The sequence below is a fragment of the Paenibacillus sp. FSL L8-0340 genome, assembly GCF_038593145.1.
Lineage (GTDB): Bacteria > Bacillota > Bacilli > Paenibacillales > Paenibacillaceae > Paenibacillus_AQ.
The window spans coordinates 2,959,808-2,978,530 of record NZ_CP151967.1; the positions used below are offsets into that span (position 1 = coordinate 2,959,808).

Annotated in this window: 16 protein-coding genes; 9 read left to right on the forward strand and 7 right to left on the reverse strand. The window is 50.8% G+C overall.

From position 1 onward, the window contains the following. Positions 1–81 precede the first annotated feature (81 nt). From NST07_RS13160 to NST07_RS13185, 6 genes are all read left to right on the forward strand, one after another. Positions 82–774 (forward strand): GNAT family N-acetyltransferase, encoded by a 693-nt coding sequence (locus tag NST07_RS13160; RefSeq protein ID WP_342481711.1) that lies wholly within the window; start codon positions 82–84, stop codon positions 772–774. A 165-nt stretch (positions 775–939) separates the two neighbouring features. Then, complete coding sequence (locus NST07_RS13165) at positions 940–1,419, forward strand: DinB family protein (RefSeq protein WP_341092283.1); 480 nt, start codon at positions 940–942, stop codon at positions 1,417–1,419. A gap of 551 nt (positions 1,420–1,970) precedes the next feature. Further along, positions 1,971–2,192 carry a hypothetical protein gene (locus NST07_RS13170; protein WP_342481712.1) on the forward strand — a complete coding sequence of 74 codons (222 nt, stop codon included), beginning with the start codon at positions 1,971–1,973 and terminating at the stop codon, positions 2,190–2,192. A 342-nt stretch (positions 2,193–2,534) separates the two neighbouring features. Then, the gene (locus tag NST07_RS13175) at positions 2,535–6,416 is read left to right on the forward strand and encodes a discoidin domain-containing protein (RefSeq protein ID WP_342481713.1); all 3,882 of its coding nucleotides are present in this window, start codon (positions 2,535–2,537) and stop codon (positions 6,414–6,416) included. 180 nt (positions 6,417–6,596) lie between these two features. Continuing rightward, complete coding sequence (gene cysK, locus NST07_RS13180; RefSeq protein WP_341092286.1) at positions 6,597–7,517, forward strand: cysteine synthase A; 921 nt, start codon at positions 6,597–6,599, stop codon at positions 7,515–7,517. 23 nt (positions 7,518–7,540) lie between these two features. Beyond that, positions 7,541–8,536 (forward strand): hypothetical protein, encoded by a 996-nt coding sequence (locus tag NST07_RS13185; RefSeq protein WP_342481714.1) that lies wholly within the window; start codon positions 7,541–7,543, stop codon positions 8,534–8,536. Positions 8,537–8,575: 39 nt separating this feature from the next. Here the strand turns inward: NST07_RS13185 and NST07_RS13190 are convergent, their stop codons facing one another. The 4 genes from NST07_RS13190 to NST07_RS13205 all read right to left on the reverse strand — a co-directional run bounded on the left by NST07_RS13190 (position 8,576) and on the right by NST07_RS13205 (position 11,948). After that, positions 8,576–9,073 carry a VanZ family protein gene (locus NST07_RS13190; protein ID WP_341092288.1) on the reverse strand — a complete coding sequence of 166 codons (498 nt, stop codon included), beginning with the start codon at positions 9,071–9,073 and terminating at the stop codon, positions 8,576–8,578. Positions 9,074–9,111: 38 nt separating this feature from the next. After that, positions 9,112–9,978 (reverse strand): M15 family metallopeptidase, encoded by an 867-nt coding sequence (locus tag NST07_RS13195; protein ID WP_341092290.1) that lies wholly within the window; start codon positions 9,976–9,978, stop codon positions 9,112–9,114. A gap of 187 nt (positions 9,979–10,165) precedes the next feature. Continuing rightward, complete coding sequence (locus NST07_RS13200; protein WP_341092291.1) at positions 10,166–11,260, reverse strand: HAMP domain-containing sensor histidine kinase; 1,095 nt, start codon at positions 11,258–11,260, stop codon at positions 10,166–10,168. Beyond that, entirely contained in the window at positions 11,253–11,948 is a 696-nt protein-coding gene (locus tag NST07_RS13205; protein ID WP_341092292.1) for a response regulator transcription factor, read from the reverse strand. Before NST07_RS13205 ends, NST07_RS13200 begins: the two co-directional genes overlap by 8 nt. Positions 11,949–12,219: 271 nt before the next feature. On the opposite strand from NST07_RS13205, the gene NST07_RS13210 reads away from it, so the two are divergent. The 3 genes from NST07_RS13210 to NST07_RS13220 are packed head-to-tail and all read left to right on the forward strand — an operon-like array spanning position 12,220 to position 14,358. Next, positions 12,220–13,017, forward strand: a complete 798-nt coding sequence (locus NST07_RS13210; RefSeq protein WP_341092294.1) for a histidine kinase — start codon at positions 12,220–12,222, stop codon at positions 13,015–13,017. Further along, a complete protein-coding gene (locus NST07_RS13215) occupies positions 13,014–13,679 on the forward strand; it encodes a response regulator transcription factor (protein ID WP_341092295.1) in 666 nt (221 codons plus the stop codon). Before NST07_RS13210 ends, NST07_RS13215 begins: the two co-directional genes overlap by 4 nt. A gap of 28 nt (positions 13,680–13,707) precedes the next feature. Next, complete coding sequence (locus tag NST07_RS13220; RefSeq protein WP_342481715.1) at positions 13,708–14,358, forward strand: DUF1775 domain-containing protein; 651 nt, start codon at positions 13,708–13,710, stop codon at positions 14,356–14,358. A gap of 717 nt (positions 14,359–15,075) precedes the next feature. Here NST07_RS13220 and NST07_RS13225 read toward each other — a convergent pair. From NST07_RS13225 to NST07_RS13235, 3 genes are all read right to left on the reverse strand, one after another. Beyond that, positions 15,076–17,127, reverse strand: coding sequence for a CotH kinase family protein (locus NST07_RS13225; protein WP_342481716.1), 2,052 nt, complete (start codon positions 17,125–17,127; stop codon positions 15,076–15,078). A gap of 21 nt (positions 17,128–17,148) precedes the next feature. Further along, the gene (locus NST07_RS13230; RefSeq protein ID WP_341097640.1) at positions 17,149–17,808 is read right to left on the reverse strand and encodes a DUF4956 domain-containing protein; all 660 of its coding nucleotides are present in this window, start codon (positions 17,806–17,808) and stop codon (positions 17,149–17,151) included. A 95-nt stretch (positions 17,809–17,903) separates the two neighbouring features. Next, positions 17,904–18,617: a polyphosphate polymerase domain-containing protein gene (locus NST07_RS13235; RefSeq protein WP_341092300.1), complete on the reverse strand. Its 714-nt coding sequence runs from the start codon at positions 18,615–18,617 to the stop codon at positions 17,904–17,906. Between the last annotated feature and the right edge of the window lie 106 nt (positions 18,618–18,723).

Sequence of the window (18,723 nt, forward strand, 5' to 3'; positions counted from 1 at the left end):
GGAGAGAGCGGAATGGCATTGGAATGGATTCAGTTAGATGAACAAGGCCTATCCACAACGGGCTGCTATTGTCTGCGGAGTATGCCTAAAACTGCGGGCTACCGGAATCAGGCGGAATGGGCAGCCGGGCAGCTGAAAGAAGGGTTGCAGTATGTGCTGGTGAAGGAAGGCGCGAAGTCCGTTGGTTTCATCGAGTATATGCCTGGGGAACAGGCCTGGAGAGTGCTTCATGCCGAGGGTTATCTCGTGATTCAGTGCCTCTGGGCCGGATTAACAGGCCAAGGGCTGGGCTCGGCGCTGATCGATAGATGTATTCAGGATGCCCGGGTCCAGGGCAAGCATGGTGTAGCTGTTATTACGAATGCAGATACTTCCTGGGCGCCCGGGCCGGAAATTTTCAGCAGGAACGGATTTGTGGCCGTGGATGCCGCACCGTATGGTTTTGAGCTTTATACATATCAGCTCGACAATGCTCCTGCACCCTATTTCCCCCGGGATTGGGATGCCCGGCTTGCGCGGTATGATGATGGACTGACGATTCTGCGGAGCGATCAATGTCCTTATATTGAGGTGGCAACGGCAAATGTGCTGGAAGCGGCAGCTGCGCTGAATATAAAGGCCGAAGTCATTCATATGGACAGCCGCGAAAAGATGATGGAGCTGTCGCCGACTCCATATGGCGTTTTTAATGTGATCTATAACGGAGAACTGATTTCCTATCACAGGCTTACGCCGCGTTCCTTTGCACAGAAGCTGAGAAGTGTGAAAGGGTGAGGCGGGAGACAGCTTTTTTGTTTAATGTATACAGTTAAGGGCCGTCATTTCCATGTTTAGGATGGAGAGGCGGTCTTTTTTGAAGAATGTTTTCTAAAATTTGTTGTTTTACAAAAATTAGATTGGTATAATTTACCTGATCATAGAAGCAAAGGGGGAACTTTCTTGAATGCAACTGATTTAATCATCTTAAATTTTGAAGAAGTTAGGCGTAGAAGTATAAAAGTATGGAATGCTATACCCGATGAAATGTTAAATTGGAAACCTGATGAACACGCCCTTACTTGTGGTGAAATCATTAGACATTTATTACAAGGTGAATTTCTTTTTCATCAAGTTCTTATAGGGCGAGGTGGTAAAGCACTCTCTAATCTGTTTAATCCCTTTGAAGCAAAGAAATTCATATCCGTAGACGATGAACTTGAATTTGCACAGCCATATCGTGAAGAATTCCTGAAGTACATACAGGCAATTAATATCAACGACTTAGAAACTATAGAAATAGACCTTTATGATGAAGGCGGTTATATTAGAACGCTTGGAGATATGTTATTACGCATTGCTTACCACGAAGCTGTTCACACTGGTCAGCTGTTAGATTATATGAGAACCATGGGAGTTGACCGCCCTAAGATATGGGATTGATCATTTAGAACAATTTAACCTTATATTCCTCTTTGAAACGGATACCATTCTACAAAGGACGGCATCCGTTTCTTTGTTATGCGGCTGAATCCCGACATCCAATTCACCTCCGCACTTTAAGCGAACATTCAGTTCAAACTCAGGTCAGCTTAAGGCTGGGGAGATAGGATAAGGGCAGAGGAAATGTTTAAAGATACATAGGAAGAGGCGGTTCCGAGCTGCTGGTTACATAACAGATTTAGTGTGGTTGTATCAGCAAAGAATACATACGGATATGGAGGAAACACCTATGTTTACAAAAATTCGCGCAAAATACTACTTGGCTTCGCAGTGGCATTCTCGTTTTCATCGCCGCCTCTTCAGCAAATCTTTACCTTCATTTCAGTTGGTTTTAAGCTTCAGGCGGTATATTCAACACATGACCCCCTTACAATAGACCTTGACCCTGCCGGATGACGGCGGGGTCACTTTTTTTAAAGGCTGCTATATATGAATGGAGAGTTTATTCCAGTATCAGGGTAATTTAGAGTAGGTGTGTTTTGGGCATAAGCTTGGATCTTTACTCCACCCGTTTTGGCAAAGTCTGCGGGCTGTCACCAGCTGCATTGGCCTTGTTAGACTGTTCGGCGCTGGAGATTATTAATTCCACAATTGACGGGCTGATGCTTACCAAAAATTCGGTTCCAGAATTAGATGAACTTGTTATAGATTCTGATCATCTGAATCTTCCGAGAAAGATTTATTTTGGCCGGGTAGAAAAGAATAACAATTAATGTGAACGTAATATTACACATACTACGCATAGAAACGGCCATTGGTTAAAATCTAGTTATATCTTATATTATTACCATAATTAGTTAGTTAATAGTCAGTCTCCGAGTTCGGTCAGTGTATCTTGCGATTGCGGCTAGTAGTTCTGCATGTTTACGCAAGGAATAGATCGTGCTTTTTGTTGTGGATGTACAGCATTGGGAGACGCTGCAGCTGGCTAATTGAAATTGGATTATTGCGGGCAGGAGGGTAGCCTTTGAATCAAGGAGGTGAAGGGGGAAACAAGTTGTTTATGCATACGCTTTCTTTAACATGATCCATAACATTATGGAAGGTGGTTGTGTATGTTAACAGGAAACAAGGCATCTGCCAGGAAAACATTCCTCATCTATGGTTTGATTGTTGCGTTGTTTGTAGGGCAATTGGCGCTGTTTCCGGCTGTAAGCTCTGCGGCAGCCAATCTGGCGCAGGGCAAAACAATTACCGCAAGCTCGGTCGGCGACGTTTATGTGGCGGCGAATGCCAATGACGGCAATCAAGGGACGTATTGGGAAAGTGCAAGCAATGCTTTTCCGCAATGGTTAAAGATAGATTTGGGCACAAGTAGCAGTGTGAACCAGGTGGTACTGAAGCTGCCTGCTGCCTGGGAGGCAAGAACGCAAACGTTAGCTGTTCAAGGCAGCACGAATGATTCTGCGTACAGCAACCTTGCGGCATTGGCGAGCTATACGTTTAATCCGTCAAGCGGGTCCAACACGGTAACCATTAATTTTACCGCAGCAAACGCCAGATACATCAAATTAAACTTTACCGCAAATACGGGTTGGCAGGCAGCACAGGTATCCGAGATTGAGGTCTATGGGACGAACATAACGCCAACCGGCACTTATGAAGCGGAAGCTGCCGCATTATCCGGTGGAGCCAAGACAAACACCGACCATGCCGGCTATACAGGCTCGGCATTTGTGGACGGATATCTCGTACAAGGTGCAACCACAGCCTTTACGGTTACTGCTGCCACTGCAGGCAGCTACAATGTTTCGCTCAGGTATGCCAACGCTTCAGGCAGCACCAGAACATTAAGTGTCTACGTGAACGGAACAAAGGTTAAGCAGACCTCGTTTCCCAATCTGGCGAACTGGGACACTTGGTCCACACAAGATGAAATATTAGCTTTGGCTGCCGGCAACAACACAATTTCCTATAAATACGATTCCGGAGATACCGGCAATGTAAATTTGGATCATCTGGTTCTTACTCCGGCGGCCACACCTACGGCGACACCAACAACCGTACCAACTCCAACAACCACACCGACAGCAACGCCGGCAGCTACCCCTTCAGCAACACCCTCACCAACGGCTACAGCGACACCAACGGTTACGCCAACACCAACGGCTTCACCTACAGCTACCCCAAGCACAGGTCCAGGAACGAATCTGGCCATCGGCAAAACCATTAATGCTTCCTCATCCATATTTACGTTTGTTCCTGGCCATGCGAATGACGGCGATGTCACCACTTACTGGGAAGGCGGAGCTGCCAGCTATCCGAATACGCTGACGGTCAATCTTGGGGCCAATGCCAGCATTACTTCTGTCGTCGTGAAGCTGAATCCGGCGGAAGCCTGGGCAACCCGTACCCAAACGATTGAGGTATTGGGACACAATCAGGCAACCTCCACCTTTACAAGTCTCGTTCCGGCTACCCTGTATACCTTTAATCCGGCCAGCGGTAATTCAGTGACCATTCCGGTTACGGCAACAGCCAGTGAACTTCAACTGAAGATCACTACCAACTCCGGTTCAAATGCCGGCCAGGTTGCAGAATTTCAAATTACCGGCACACCGGCAGCGAATCCCGATCTGACGGTGACGGCAATGTCCTGGAGCCCTTCTGCTCCGGTGGAAACGGATGCCATCACTTTAACCGCAGCCGTCAAAAATGCCGGAACCGCAGCATCCACAGCGACAAATGTCAGCTTTTATCTGGGCACGACCAAGGTAGGGACGGCTCCGGTAGGGGAACTTGCCGCAGGAGCCTCAGCCAATGTCTCGCTTAACATAGGTGCCCAAGATGCGGCCACCTTTGCACTGAGCGCCAAGGTGGATGAGAGCAACACTGTTATTGAACTGAACGAAGGCAATAACAGCTACATCCATCCGTCTTCTCCTACTGTTGCACCTGCATCAAGCTCCGATCTGCTCGGTTCCCCGGTAAGCTGGACCCCGGGAAATCCGGCCGGAGGCAATACCGTAACCTTCTCGGTTGCCATCAAAAACCAAGGGACAGCAGCTTCCGCCGGCGGTGCACATAACATAACGCTGACAGTGACCGATGCCACCACCAATGCCGTGGTCAAAACCTTAACCGGCTCCTACAACGGAGTAATCGCCAGCGGTGCCACAACGGCTCCGGTCACTTTGGGCACATGGACTGCTGCGAACGGGAAGTACACGGTGAAGAGTGAAATTGCCGTGGATACCAATGAGCTTCCGGTGAAACAGGCCAACAATATTCAGACCCAGCCGCTGTTTGTCGGCCGCGGGGCGAACATGCCTTACGACATGTATGAGGCCGAGGATGGTGTTGTCGGCGGCGGAGCTGTTAAGCTTGCCCCGAACCGCACCATCGGCGATCTGGCCGGTGAAGCTTCGGGCCGGAGGGCGGTAACACTGAACACGACCGGCAGCTATGTGGAATTTACCACAAAGGCCAGTACCAATACGCTGGTTACCCGGTTCTCCATTCCGGATTCGGCCAGCGGTGACGGAACCAATGCCACACTGAACATTTACGTCAATGGAGTGTTCAACAAGGCGATCAGCCTGACCTCCAAGTATGCCTGGTTGTACGGCCCGGAAACTAATCCCGGCAACTCCCCGGGCTCCGGTTCCCCGCGCCATATCTATGATGAAGCGAACATTATGTTCGACAGCACCATTCCGGAAGGAAGCACGATCAGGCTGCAAAAGGATGCGGCAAACACCTCGAAGTATGCCATCGACTTTATCAGTCTGGAGCAGGTGTCTCCAATAGCCAATCCGGACCCGGCTAAATATGCGGTTCCTGCCGGATTCAGCCATCAGGATGTGCAGAATGCGCTGGATAAAGTCCGTATGGATAACACCGGCAACCTTGAGGGGGTATATCTGCCTGCCGGAGCTTACGAAACCTCAAGCAAGTTTCAGGTCTACGGCAAAGCCGTGAAGATCGTCGGTGCAGGACCGTGGTACACCCGGTTTTATGCTCCAGTCAGCCAGTCCAATACGGATGTCGGATTCAGAGCCACCGATTCCGCCAATGCATCGACCTTCTCTGGCTTCGCTTATTTCGGCAATTATACTTCGCGGATCGACGGACCCGGTAAAGTGTTCGATTTCTCCAATGTGTCGAACATTACGATTGATAACATCTGGACCGAGCATCAAGTATGCATGTTCTGGGGTGCGAATACCGACTACATGGTGATCAAAAACTCGCGTATCCGCAATACCTTTGCCGACGGCATTAATATGACAAACGGCAGCACCAATAATCTCGTATCCAACAATGAAGCGCGGGCCACCGGAGATGACAGCTTTGCACTGTTCTCGGCGATTGATTCCGGCGGTTCGGACATGAAGGACAATGTCTATGAGAATCTGACCTCGATCCTGACCTGGCGTGCAGCCGGTGTCGCGGTCTATGGCGGTTATGCCAATACCTTCCGCAACATTTATATTGCCGACACGTTATGCTATTCCGGGATTACCATCAGCTCACTCGACTTCGGGTATCCGATGAACGGATTTGGCGCTTCACCGACGACGAACCTCCAGAATATTTCGATTGTCCGTGCAGGCGGACACTTCTGGGGCAGCCAGACCTTCCCGGCCATCTGGGTATTCTCGGCATCGAAGGTGTTCCAGGGCATCCGGGTCAATGATGTGGACATTATCGATCCGACTTACCACGGCATTATGTTTCAGACCAACTATGTGGGCTCTTCACCGCAGTTCCCTGTCGCGGATACAATCTTCTCCAATATTACGGTTTCCGGTGCGCAGAAGAGCGGGGACGCATTTGACGCCAAGTCGGGAGTGGGCATTTGGGCCAATGAATCGGCGGAAGCCGGTCAAGGCCCGGCAATGGGTTCGGTAGTCTTCAACAACTTGAAGATTACCAATACAGTCACTCCTATTAAAAATAATACGTCCACCTTTACGATCAACGTTAATCCTTAGACAGCCAGCTGAACAGACCCATAGAAACGGAGTGCTGCTGCTTTCATTCGACAAGTGCCGGGCCATAGCCTACAATGGGTGTTACAAAGTATAAGGAGTAAAGCCCATGCTTCCGATGCCAGTTTTATTTGAAGAATAGTCACGGATGCAGCGCTCACAAAACTGTTAGGAGGGTTTGCCATGACACCCCTGGTAGTCAATAATATTACGGAACTGATCGGCGATACGCCAGCCCTGCGGTTGAACCGCCTGACCGGCCCGGATGATGCGGAAGTGTATGTGAAGCTGGAAATGTTCAACCCCAGCGGCAGCGTGAAAGACCGGGCCGCGTATAATCTGATCCGGCAAGCTGAGCTTGGCGGCTTGCTGAAACCCGGCGGAACCATTATCGAGCCGACGAGCGGAAATACCGGCATCGGGCTGGCGATGAACGCAGCGGCAAAGGGGTATAAGGCGATTCTCATCATGCCGGATAATATGACGAAGGAACGGATTAATATCCTGAAGGCATATGGTGCTGAAGTGGTACTGACTCCGGCGGCGGAGCGGATGCCGGGCGCAATTGCCAAGGCGCTGGAGCTTGGCGCAGAAATCGCGGACAGCTTCATTCCCCAGCAGTTTGAGAATAAAGCCAATCCGGACATCCACCGCACGACAACGGCACCGGAAATTGTGGCCCAGATGGACGGCAGGCTCGATGTGTTCGTCGCCACTTCCGGAACCGGAGGCACGATTACCGGAACCGGCGAGGTGCTGCGCCGGGAGCTGCCCGGCATCAAGATCGTTGTGGTGGAGCCGCAAGGCTCACCGGTGCTTTCGGGCGGCATGCCCGGCCCGCATAAGCTGGTCGGAACCAGCCCGGGATTTGTCCCCGCTATCCTGAACACGGATGTATATGATGAAATCGTCCAAGTGTCCGACGAGGATGCACTGGAAACAGTGAGAGCGCTGGCCAGCACGGAGGGGATATTGATTGGCCCTTCCGGCGGAGCGGCGGTGTGGACGGCATTGCAGGAAGCGCGGCATCTGGGGAGCGGCAAGCGTGTCCTCTGTATCGCTCCGGATACCGGTGAGCGTTACCTGAGCATGGGGATATTCTAATACTTCACTGGGGGAAATGTAGAATGAAGCTTTTCCGGGGTATAGTGATTACTTGCGTGCTGCTAACAGGGTGTTCTGCGCAAAATGCGGCTACAGAGGAAGGGACAACATCCACTTCCTCGCCGTCTGCCGTAGTAGCAAGTGCAACGCCGTCTCCGGCGGTTACGGATGAAGCCAGTTCACCGCCGGTCAAGGGAACCGATGGTGGAACAACTACGAACCCTCAGGGCTCGGCTTCAGCATCGAAGGAGTACATGGAGACTGCCAGGCTGCATCCCACTTTCGGGTTTGCCGATGCAGAAGGGAAGCAGATCCTGATGACCCGGGAAGAAGACATTGAGATGGAACAGATGAAATCCCTGAACACGGCTGTCGGCAATAACGGCCAAATTCTCACGTTAACGTTCGAGAAATGGCAGGCTGGGAGCGAGAACAGTAACGGCCGGGAGTCAGCGAATAATTTTGCCAATCTGCGGGGGTATGTCTACTCGGTAGATGAAGGCGGCGCAGCCCCGGATGAAACCTACTATTTGGCCGATTCCGCTGAGTTTAAGCTCAAGTCGCTGCTTGAGATTCAGCCGGCAGCAGCAGATCGCGGACAGCTCACCGCTGATGATCCTCTGCGAAAGAGCATTTCTGCGGCTAAACAGCGGGAAATCAAGTTAGCCTGGAAGCTGGCGGATTTGCCGCCGGACCGTGCCCTGTACCTGGTGCAATTCGTGAGACAGAACAAGAACATGCTGTTCAGTCTTGTTGTAGAGGATGGCGGGAAGCTGAAGTTCGTGGATTATCCCGCCGTTGTTCAGGAGGATGAATATTCAGTATGGCGTGTAGATGACGGCGGTGAGGTCATGCCGGAGATGTTCTCGCTGTTATTTGCTGCCGAGACTACAGATGGACTGCTGCTCGGTCTGAATTGGTGGGGCGCAGAGGGGATTAACTCCTTTTTCCTGTCCCGGAAAGGGGATGCCTTCAAAGAGCTGGATATACAATACAGCCGTTATACCTCGCCCTTGTAGCTGCTGTAAATGTGCATCTGTTTTATACAAGTCCAGCCGTCATGACTCTTTGGCGGGCTGGACCTTTTTCTTGTGCGCGAACAGTAGAAGCATACTATAGCCGATCACTCCTCCAAGGGTATTCAAAATGAGGTCGTCGACATCAAAGGTACCGATAGAGAGAATAGCCTGTGCACACTCCAACAGCAAACTTAAACCCAGGGAGCGAATTAACACATACAATAACGAAATTCTCTGACCGCCCGACTGGAGCATAAGGAACATGCCATACGGCAGGAATAAAGCGATATTTCCGCCTACATTGAGCAGTGTGTGACTTGTCAGGTTATCGAATGTGTTCGAGATGGTGGCCAGCGGGATGAAATTTCCCCATTGCATCGCACGGTCGAGATTCTGCGGACTGCGCTGTAATTGATCCCAGAGAAAGATGAAATTTATGGAGCTGAACTTAAATAAAATGATTTTGAACAACGCATAGACATACAAGGCGAATAATATCTGCACTGCAATCTCTCTCGTAGCTTGTGTACGCTTCATTTCTTCTCCTCACTTTCCTTTGATTACTCCCATGCCCGTCAGGGGAACACGGTCAAAATAACCCCGTCCATATTGTTGCCCGACAGCTCAAAACGGCGGTCAGCCGGTACCGGGATCGGTGTATTGCCGGTAACGGGATGATACGATACCTCGTATTGCTTTCCATCCACCGTTGCCGAATAGCTTTGCTGCTCTTTAAGGAATTCTAGATACTCTTCCAGTGTGAAATGGTTGTCCTGCATAATTCTACTGTGCGGCAAACCGACATAGCGGAAATGCCAGGGTTCATACTGAATGCCAGTAATGGCTGTCTTGTCACCCGGGTAGCGTAAAATAAATCCGTATTTCCAGGCGTTCTTCTGCAGCCATTTGCCTTCAGGTGCGTTGTTCATCGCCGTCTGTGTAGATCCGATATCCAGCGACAAGCCAAGATTATGCTCGCTGTGGCCTGGCGGCAGCGCGTATTCGGCGCCTTTTTCCTCATAAAGCTGCTTTTGTTCTTCTGTATCCCGGTACCCGCTGCTGATCAGAAAATTCGCAACGTCGTCGGCAGCAGCAGCTTCAATCATCTCCGAGAAACGCTGCACCACGCTTTGCGACAACATAATTGTGTTGTCCAGCAGCCCGTATCCTTGCACCAGCTCAGGATGCTCATGCAGGTTAACTATGTCCTTTGTAACCCCTGATTTATGTACTGGATATTTCTTGTTGACGAGTAACAGGTTTCCCTGGTAGATCTGTTTTATAGAAATAACTGTAATGTCGGTTCGGCCGGGACCCGCTGTGATCACTTTGGACCTCCTGTCCGTAAGATCATTTCCTGTGATTTCCGCTTCCTTGTGGACAGCTTCATAGCCCAGCAGCATCAGGATGACAAGCCAAAAAACCCACTTCTTTTTCTTCATTTCTGTCTCCTCCTTGTGTTCATTCTTTAAGGATAAGAGAGAGCGTTTAAAAAGAAGTGGGGTAAAGATAAAGTTTTTCTTAAAAATATACTAATTTATATGCTTCAAACTATAGATTATCCTTCTATTTCCCGCAAAGCATTTCTCATTTGATAATAAGCATGTTGAAATCCGTGTAACGAAAAGCTTACAGCTCCCGTGGCAGCCGAACCTCAAAAAGAGTGCGGATGATGTCACTTTGCACTGAGATTCTGCCGCCATGCTGTTCTACGATATTTTTGGCGATGAACAGGCCAAGTCCTGTTCCGCCTTCTTGGTGACTGCGGGCCCGGTCTCCGGTATAGAACATATCGAATAGATGGGGCAATTGTTCTGCAGGGATGCTGCCGCCATAATTGATCACCTGAATGACGATATCCTCCGCCTGCGGGCTGCAGCTGACATCCACATATTGTCCTTCTTTGCCGTACCGGACCGCGTTGGTCAGCAGATTTTCAAATACGCGTGCCAGCAGTTCACCGTCGCCCTTTATTTCAATCCGGGGAGGGATGTTCAGGCGGGCTGTCAGTCCATTGCTCTCAAAGGCAGGATATAATTCCTCGTTTAATTGGCTCAGCAGTTCGCTCAGATCAAGCAGCTCTTTGTTGATGGTAAGCATACCGTAGTTCATTCTGGTGATTTCAAACAGCTCATCAATGAGCTTTTCAAGCCGCTGGGATTTGGTATAGGCGATGGTCGTATAATGTTTGATCTGATCTGCAGAGAGCTGACCTTCCTTCAACACGAGATCCAGATAACCCAGCACAGAGGTCAGCGGAGTACGCAGATCATGGGCCAAATTCAAGACCAGCTTGTCCTTGCTGTTTTCTGCAAAATCTCCCCGTTCCACCGCTTTCTGCAGCATTTCGCTCGCCAGATTCAGGTCTGCGGCAATATCGTCGAACTCGTCATTCGATGAGAGATTGAGCCTGCTTTTGAAATCACCGTTTGCCAGCAAATGAATATGCTTGGAAATCTCCCGGAAATAGGTGGCATAGGGTTTGGTAAAGAGGAAGAAAAAGAGGATGGCCAGCGGAATAAATAAGATCAGAAAGAAATTGAGATCGCCGACGCTGCCGATCATATAACGGAACCGGGCCAGCTTGTCCTCCAGCTTAACCTCTGATTGGTAATAAAGCTGAAGCACTTTATACAGCGCAAAGGTAAGGACACCCGAACAAAACATGCTCATTATCAGCATCAAGATCATTTTAAAGCGGAAGCTGCGGATCATTTTAGCCATTGAATGTATAACCTACTCCCCAAATGGTTTTGATCCATTTATTTTTGTTTTGATCTTCGCCAAGCTTTTTGCGCAGGGTACGGATATGCACCATCACTGTGTTCCCGCTCTCAAAATAGGCTTCACCCCACACCTGCTGGAAAAGCTGCTCGGCACTGAAGACCTTCTTGGGGTAGCTGGCCATAAGATACAGGATATCAAATTCTTTGGGCGTCAGCTCGATGTTGTTCCCGTATAACGTCACGGTGCGGCAGTCAGGATCAACGATCAATCCGCCCGCTTCGAGCACAGCCTTGCTGCCGGAGACCGGCTGGCTCAGCTGCATGGAACGGCGCAGCTGAGCGTTCACCCTGGCGACCAGCTCCATAGGATTAAACGGCTTGGTCATATAGTCATCGGCTCCGATTACGAGGCCGGTGATTTTGTCCAGGTCCGAGGTTTTGGCACTCAGGAAGATGATCGGCATCTGGTGCTGCTCGCGGATCTGCCGGGTGACTTCATGCCCGTCCAGGCCGGGCATCATAATATCCAGAATTGCCAAATCAATGGAGTGGGTCTGGACCGCCTGTACGGCAGCCCGTCCGTCAGATACTTTGATCAGATAGTAGCCCTCTTTTTCCAGGTGTAAGGCAACCAGTCCGGCGATCTCGGCATCGTCATCGGCGATTAGAATCGTAATTCGTTTCATTTCAGTTTCGCTCCTGTATAAGTTAACATGTAATGTGGACTTCGATTAACGCTTTGCTCCTAGTTTACCTTATCGGTTAGGCTTTCGCGAGCGGCGATTTTTCGTAATGTTAATATTTTAAATACTTATATTTGTAACATTTCAAAGAGGGTATAGCCCGAAAGAGTCATGCCGGCGCTACCTTGGGAATGCTATTCTATACATTAAGATTTGGGAGGGGACAGCAACGTATACGAGAATCAAGCTGCTTATTCTGCTGCTTCCGACAGTGATGGTCGGCATTTGGGAGATTGTGCGCCACCAGTTTCTGATGCCTTATATCTCTATGGACATGGGGAATTATCTGACGCCTGTGCTTGTATTCCTGTTCAGCATCGTGCTGCTGCTGCCGCTGTTCTCGTTATTGGAACGGAACCAGCGGGAGCTGGAGCAGGAACGGGCGGTCAAAACGGCCATGGAAGCCCGTGAGGGTCTGGCCAAAGAGCTGCATGACGGGATGGCGCAGTCGCTGTTTCTGTTGTCCGTGCGGATTGAGCGTCTGGAGCAGAACCGCAGGAATGGTGAGGTGAGCGGAGAAAGCATTGAGCAGATCAAAAAAACAGTGCATGAGGTCAATTCTTATGTACGCCAGGCCATTGCGAACCTGAAGGTTCCAGTCAGCGTTGCGCAGAACTTCACTCTGGAGCAGTCCGTTAAGGAGCAGCTGGCGCAGATGGCAAGTGAGGTGATGATAGAAGTGTCGCTGGACTGGAGTCTGGACGACAAAGCACTCACTTCCGCTGAAAAGGCGGAGCTGCTGTCCTGCATCCGTGAAGCTATCATTAATGTGCGCAAGCATACACGGGCGGGCAAAGTAGCCATATCCGGGCAAGGCGGCCGGGAGCGTTGGAGAGTAGCTGTCACGGATGACGGTGCAGGTATCCAGCATGAGGACCCTTTTGCAGTGAGCGGCAGTTATGGCCTGCAGATTATGAGAGAACGGGCAGAACGGATGGGCTGGAGATTATCGCTGGGATCGGATGCCGCCGGGACCCTTGTTGAAATAACGAAAGGGGGAGACGCCGAATGAACCGCTGCCGGGTACTGGTTGTGGACGATCATGCTCATGCGCGTGAGGCGATGTGCGAGATTCTGGCGATGGATGAGCGTTTTGAGGTCATTGGAGCAGTGGCGAGCGGGGCCGAGGCTATGGTCTGGACCGCACAATGGATGCCGGATCTGATCCTGATTGACATTGAGATGCCGGGAATGGACGGACTGGAGACGACACGGCGGATCAAGCTGGAATACCCTTATGTCAAAATCGTCATCGTGACCGTTTCTGATGAAATCTCCTATCTGTTCGAGGCACTGAAGCAGGGGGCGCAGGGATATCTGCTGAAGAACCTGGCTCCTTCCACCTGGATCGAATATTTGCTGGCAATTGTCAGTGAGGAGGTTCCGCTGAGCCGGGAGCTGGCTTTTCAGATTCTGAAGGAGTTTGCCGTTACATCGGTCAAGGAAGAGGGGGAAGCATTAACGGCGCGGGAGAAGGAAATACTGGGCTGTGTCTCCTCCGGTTCAACCAACAGGGAGATTGCGGCTGAACTTGGGATTTCGGAGCATACGGTCAAAAATCATCTGAAAAACATCCTGCAAAAGCTGCAGCTCCAGAACCGTACGCAGCTGACGCGGTATGCCCTGGAGCAGGGACTGGCCTCGCGGGAGCGGGATTTTCCGAAGAAACCATAGAAACTGAGAAGAGGGGAAATATACACACATGAATAAAATGCTGCGTAAACTGATGACTTTAGCCGCACCTTCCGTGGCAGCACTGATGCTGTTCGCGGCTGTGGCCAGCGCACATGTGACCGTAGCTCCGGCAGAATCCAGTACAGGTGCATGGGAGACCTATACACTGAAAGTGCCGTCGGAGAAGGATATCGCTACCGTTCAGGTGGATCTGCGCATCCCGGAGGGGGCGGAGTTTAAGCAATATGAGGCAACCCCCGGATGGAATGTAACCATTGAAGGCAATAAAGTCAGCTGGGCCGCAACCGGCGAAGGCATTCAAGCCGGACAATTTCAGCGTTTCTACTTCACGGCCAAGAACCCGGATGCCGCAGGCGATATTGCCTGGAATGCCTACCAGCATTATGCTGACGGCAGTCTGGTGCAGTGGTCCGGTGAAGAAGGCTCGGAAACCCCGCATTCCGTAACATCGATTGTGCAGTCTTCCGGCAACGGGGACAGTCACTCCCACGGATCGGCGGACACGGGTGACTCCATGAGCATGGATGAGCACAAAGCCATTGTGGAGGACCTCGATAAATCCTCAGGTACCTCACCGCTGCTCTATATTGCTCTGGGGATATCATTGCTGTCCTTTTTGTTAGCTGCCATCAGTTTGTTAAGAGGGCGGAAGGAATAAGGAAGTCAGACATTTGCAGAATGCAGGTGGAACGTAGCTTGTGTCAAAATTCCAAAGGAATATGCTTTTGCAAAGAAGCTCCGCGCATTGACACTCTCTGTCAAAGGCGGAGCTTTTTGGTTTGTATGGCCATGTAGGAGGGAGTCCTATAATTTGGCATGAGTCATCATCCGTCAGAAATAACAGATAGTACACGCCTTCCAATGAACGTTTCGCATCACTCTGTGCCCTTGCAGCTGAATATTCAGGATAAGATCCGAAGTGTACTCCATACGGCAGCTAACATATTCTAAAAACAAGAGAGCCTCAGACGATCACCCGTTTGAGGCTCCACTTGCCTGGAAGTTGCCTTCCACCAGTATTTAGTTGCTAGGCTGCGCAGACATATGTCTGAGAGGGTTGCAGAGCCGCGTCCTGCCGATATAACTGTATTTTGTGCAATAAAAATGGCCAATATATGATGTTTTTAAGCAATAATTGTATTTTGTGCAATTAAAAATATCAAATAATACCCGTTTATTCCAAATGCCTCACTTTAAGTGCACACAGTGCAATTATTCTTCGATTCGATGCAATATCTTGGATAATAGCTGTATGAAATACAGTTAAATACAAAGTGAACTTAAGAATCTTTTCCGGTGAACCCAACTAACCTTAATTTATGGTATTCGCCGGTTTACATTACATTACCTAGTTCTTAAGTTCAGCTTGCACAGTTTACAGACGTTTGCGTTTGTAGAAGGTGATGAACGCTGCTGCAAGCAGAAGCACAACGATGGACACGCCGGTTGTGATGGCTTCGCTTGTGCTGCCCTGTTGCTGCGCACCGCCAGCTCCGCCAAACTCGCCGCCGCCCATGCCGCCGCCAAAGCCACCACCACCAAAGCCGCCGCCCATGCCGCCACCGAGACCGGCCATATCAACGCCAGGACCGTTGCCGCCTTGAGGCATCGCCGGTCCGCCCATGGCACCCGGCGCACCGCCTTGCGCGGCCTGCCCGTCTGCCGGAGCTTGCCCGGAAGCCGCCGCGCCGTTGGCACCTTGCCCGGAAGCCGCTGCGCCGTTGCCTCCTTGCCCCGGAGCCGCTGCGCCGTTGGCACCTTGCCCCGGAGCCGCCGCGCCGATGGCGTCTTGCCCCGTCGCCGCTGCGCCGATGGCGCCTTGCCCCGGAGCCGCCGCGCCGATGGCGCCTTGCCCCGGAGCCGCTGCGCCGTTGGCGCCTTGCCCCGGAGCCGCTGCGCCGTTGGCGCCTTGCCCCGGAGCCGCTGCGCCGTTGGCGCCTTGCCCCCGCGCCGCCGCGCCGTTGGCGCCTTGCCCCGGAGCCGCTGCGCCGTTGGCGCCTTGCCCCGGAGCCGCCGCGCCGATGGCGCCTTGCCCGGAAGCCGCCGCGCCGTTAGCGCCTTGCCCCGGTGCAACCGCGCCGATGGCGGCCTGCCCGCCTGCGCCGCCAAAGCCGCCGCCTGGACCACCGCCCATGCCGCTTCCCGTTCCGTCACCGGAGGAAGGAAGGGTGCCGTCCAGCTGCTTGGAGACCGAACTGGCCATGGTGGACATGAAGGTCTCTACGGAGGTAATTCCACTCTCATATTGCTCGAACGTGTAGAAGGCGGATAGATCAGCCTTCACGTAGCTGGAGATCATCGTGTCGAGCTCCTGAATCCGCGCCTTGAACGTATCGTTCTGCAGATAACCATCCAGCATTTCGCGGATTATCTCATGATATTTCGTTTTGTATTCCTCGTTAGCCAGCAGCTTGGCCACCAGCGGACGTTCGGCAAGAGCGCCTTGGGTCGGTTCGTCAATCAGCACATCCGAGCCGCCCATCCCGCCAAAAGCCATATTATAATCCCAAGGCAGGATCGAGAAGATTCCCTCATCTTCATAGAGGTAATAATTCTGCTTGTTTCCTCCAAGATAGCTGTCCATATTGCCGGTTACGGCATTCAGTGCAATATACCCCAAAGCATCGTCGATATCGATATACTTATTATAGTCGGTGCCGTTGTTCAGTTCATCCAGCATGTCGACCACAATGTCATCGTTTGATTTCTCGGACTTCATTTCAAGTCCCGTGTAGAGTGAAGCATCGTCGCCGAGCCAGGTCAAATCACTGCCTTGGCCGGTCATTACGCCTTTATATAACGCACCATAGGAATTGCCGAAGTTGCGCTCCAGATAGGCGTCGCCGATCTGTTCCACCGCGAGATAGAAACCCTTCAGTTCATCGTTGACGTAGACGTTGACGAAGGAGTATTTCGGTGTCGGAAGACCGATGCTCTCCGCCAGCTCATAGGTCAGAAACTCCCGCATATAGGAGGCATCGCTGTAATTGTTGTTGAGGTTGATTTTGGTAATGCCGAATAAATTCTGGTTCACATACTCGTCAAAAGAAATTTTGAAGCTGTAACGGTCGGAGTCCGCCATCTGCACAACGCTGCGCAGGCTTAAGTTGCCTTTGGTGCGCACGGCCACATTGTCCATTTTGATCCCGTTGTATTCCACGGAGGCTGTCTTGTATTCCTCGGTGCTGGCATTGTCCAGCATATCCTGGAAATCATCCGGGTCCAGTGTGATTTTAACATCAACAACCTTGTCCTTCGGGAACACCTCCGAATCCAGACTTTGTTCCTCGCTTGATACCGCTTTTTCCTGCGTATCCGTAGTACTGTTATTGTCCGCAGAAGGATTTGCAATCTGACAACCCGCCATAGCGATAACCAGCAGCAGGCAACAAAGAATCAGCAGGGTCAGCTTACCGCGTGCTTTCATCTTCAGCACCGCCTTTCCTCATTAAGATACATAGTCGCCGCTATAGCTGATCAGCAAGGCATTTTTGACCCCTGTAATATCGGAGACGGTGTTTACGAAGCCGCCTTCCTTGTCGTCCAGACGCAGCTCAAGCGTAAGCTCGATGTTGCCTGCGCTTACGGTTTTTTGCTTGATGTTGTAACGTTTTACAGCTTTGGTCAGATGGCTGTGCACCTCGCGTTCGCTGTCATCGCCTTCACAGTTAAGCACCAGCAGGTACGGAGTTTCGACTGAAGAATGTTTAATGAACAGGAAGAGAATCAGGCCGATAATGATCGAGCCGATAATCGCCAGCGTGAAAAAGCCTGCACCGGTAACGATCCCTGCAACGGCTGCCCAGAACAGGAAAATCAGATCCGTTGGATCTTTGATCGGCGTTCTGAAACGGACGATGGACAAAGCGCCGACCATACCGAGCGAGAGCACAAGGTTGGAGTTGATGGCGATAATGACAGTTGCGGTGATCATAGTCATGCCCATCAGGGACACGTTGAAGCTTTTGGAGTATAATACGCCGCTGAACACACGTTTGTAGAGCAGGTAGATGAAGAATCCGATCAGAAAAGCGACGCCGAGCGTGATCAGGATTTTGGAGATGCTGATATCGGAAACGAAGTTGTCTACGACCGAATTTTTAATCATATCGGAAAAAGTTGTGGCCGTATCGTTCTCTTGCCCTGCGGTTGCAGCTATAGTCTGCGTGGCCGTGGCAGCCCCCAGTGTGGATGAAATGCCCATTAATAATCCTCCCAAGTATTGGTTTTTAGAAATTTGCGGCAAATGACGTATTTCGAAGCAGATTGCCGGTTTAAGCCGTTTAGCTGCAGCGCAATTTTGATGTACTCCGGTATGTATTCATCAAATTTGACCTCGAAAATAATGAAGTTCTCATCAAGCGCCCGGACCGGCTGAAGCTTTTTATTAAAAATATCCGTCTCATGCAGTCCCGTACGCAGCTCCTTGTCAAAAGTGATCCGCACATTGCCGTTATGGCAGACGTAAGGTTCGCGGACATAATCGACGATCACTTTGGGACGCAGAAAATTGTGGCGCATCTGGTTATAGAGCTCCATAAACAAAGGACTTTGCGGAACGTTCAGCACCTCGTAATTGCCGGCCATAATCTGATCATACATTTCGCGGGTCAGCGGTTCCTTGATCTTGGCGATGTAGTCGTCCATTTTGATTTTTTTCTCAAAGTGTACGACATCGTCCTGTACGTTATAGATGCGGATCCGGTATTTGGCGCGTTCTCTAAGTCCGCCCAGCTTGTCCGAAAGTGCCGAATTGTTAATATCATCAAAATACAGGCTGCGGATATGGTACTCCCCGCTGTCATTGGCGTTCTGATCGGTATCTATTAAGCTCTGCAGCCGCTGCCGCAATATAAGGTATTGATGATAGTTAATGAAAAATTTCAATTCATGCCGGAATTGCAGCTTCTTATTCATCTCACACCCCATTTCTCTCTCAAAAGTTTGGCTTTGGTCACCGCTGCGCCTAAATCTTGCTGCTGAACCCATATTAAGTGACTGACCTTATGATTTTCTTAAATCT

Bases quoted from the DNA above. Each gene is read 5' to 3' on its own strand.
- NST07_RS13200 (WP_341092291.1), bottom strand. From the start codon at position 11,260: ATGGCTAAAATGATCCGCAGCTTCCGCTTTAAAATGATCTTGATGCTG.
- cysK (WP_341092286.1), top strand. From the start codon at position 6,597: ATGACACCCCTGGTAGTCAATAATATTACGGAACTGATCGGCGATACG.
- NST07_RS13225 (WP_342481716.1), bottom strand. From the start codon at position 17,127: ATGAAAGCACGCGGTAAGCTGACCCTGCTGATTCTTTGTTGCCTGCTG.
- NST07_RS13220 (WP_342481715.1), top strand. From the start codon at position 13,708: ATGAATAAAATGCTGCGTAAACTGATGACTTTAGCCGCACCTTCCGTG.
- NST07_RS13190 (WP_341092288.1), bottom strand. From the start codon at position 9,073: ATGAAGCGTACACAAGCTACGAGAGAGATTGCAGTGCAGATATTATTC.
- NST07_RS13235 (WP_341092300.1), bottom strand. From the start codon at position 18,617: ATGAATAAGAAGCTGCAATTCCGGCATGAATTGAAATTTTTCATTAAC.
- NST07_RS13205 (WP_341092292.1), bottom strand. From the start codon at position 11,948: ATGAAACGAATTACGATTCTAATCGCCGATGACGATGCCGAGATCGCC.
- NST07_RS13175 (WP_342481713.1), top strand. From the start codon at position 2,535: ATGTTAACAGGAAACAAGGCATCTGCCAGGAAAACATTCCTCATCTAT.
- NST07_RS13160 (WP_342481711.1), top strand. From the start codon at position 82: ATGCCTAAAACTGCGGGCTACCGGAATCAGGCGGAATGGGCAGCCGGG.
- NST07_RS13215 (WP_341092295.1), top strand. From the start codon at position 13,014: ATGAACCGCTGCCGGGTACTGGTTGTGGACGATCATGCTCATGCGCGT.
- NST07_RS13185 (WP_342481714.1), top strand. From the start codon at position 7,541: ATGAAGCTTTTCCGGGGTATAGTGATTACTTGCGTGCTGCTAACAGGG.
- NST07_RS13230 (WP_341097640.1), bottom strand. From the start codon at position 17,808: ATGATTAAAAATTCGGTCGTAGACAACTTCGTTTCCGATATCAGCATC.
- NST07_RS13210 (WP_341092294.1), top strand. From the start codon at position 12,220: ATGGTCGGCATTTGGGAGATTGTGCGCCACCAGTTTCTGATGCCTTAT.
- NST07_RS13195 (WP_341092290.1), bottom strand. From the start codon at position 9,978: ATGAAGAAAAAGAAGTGGGTTTTTTGGCTTGTCATCCTGATGCTGCTG.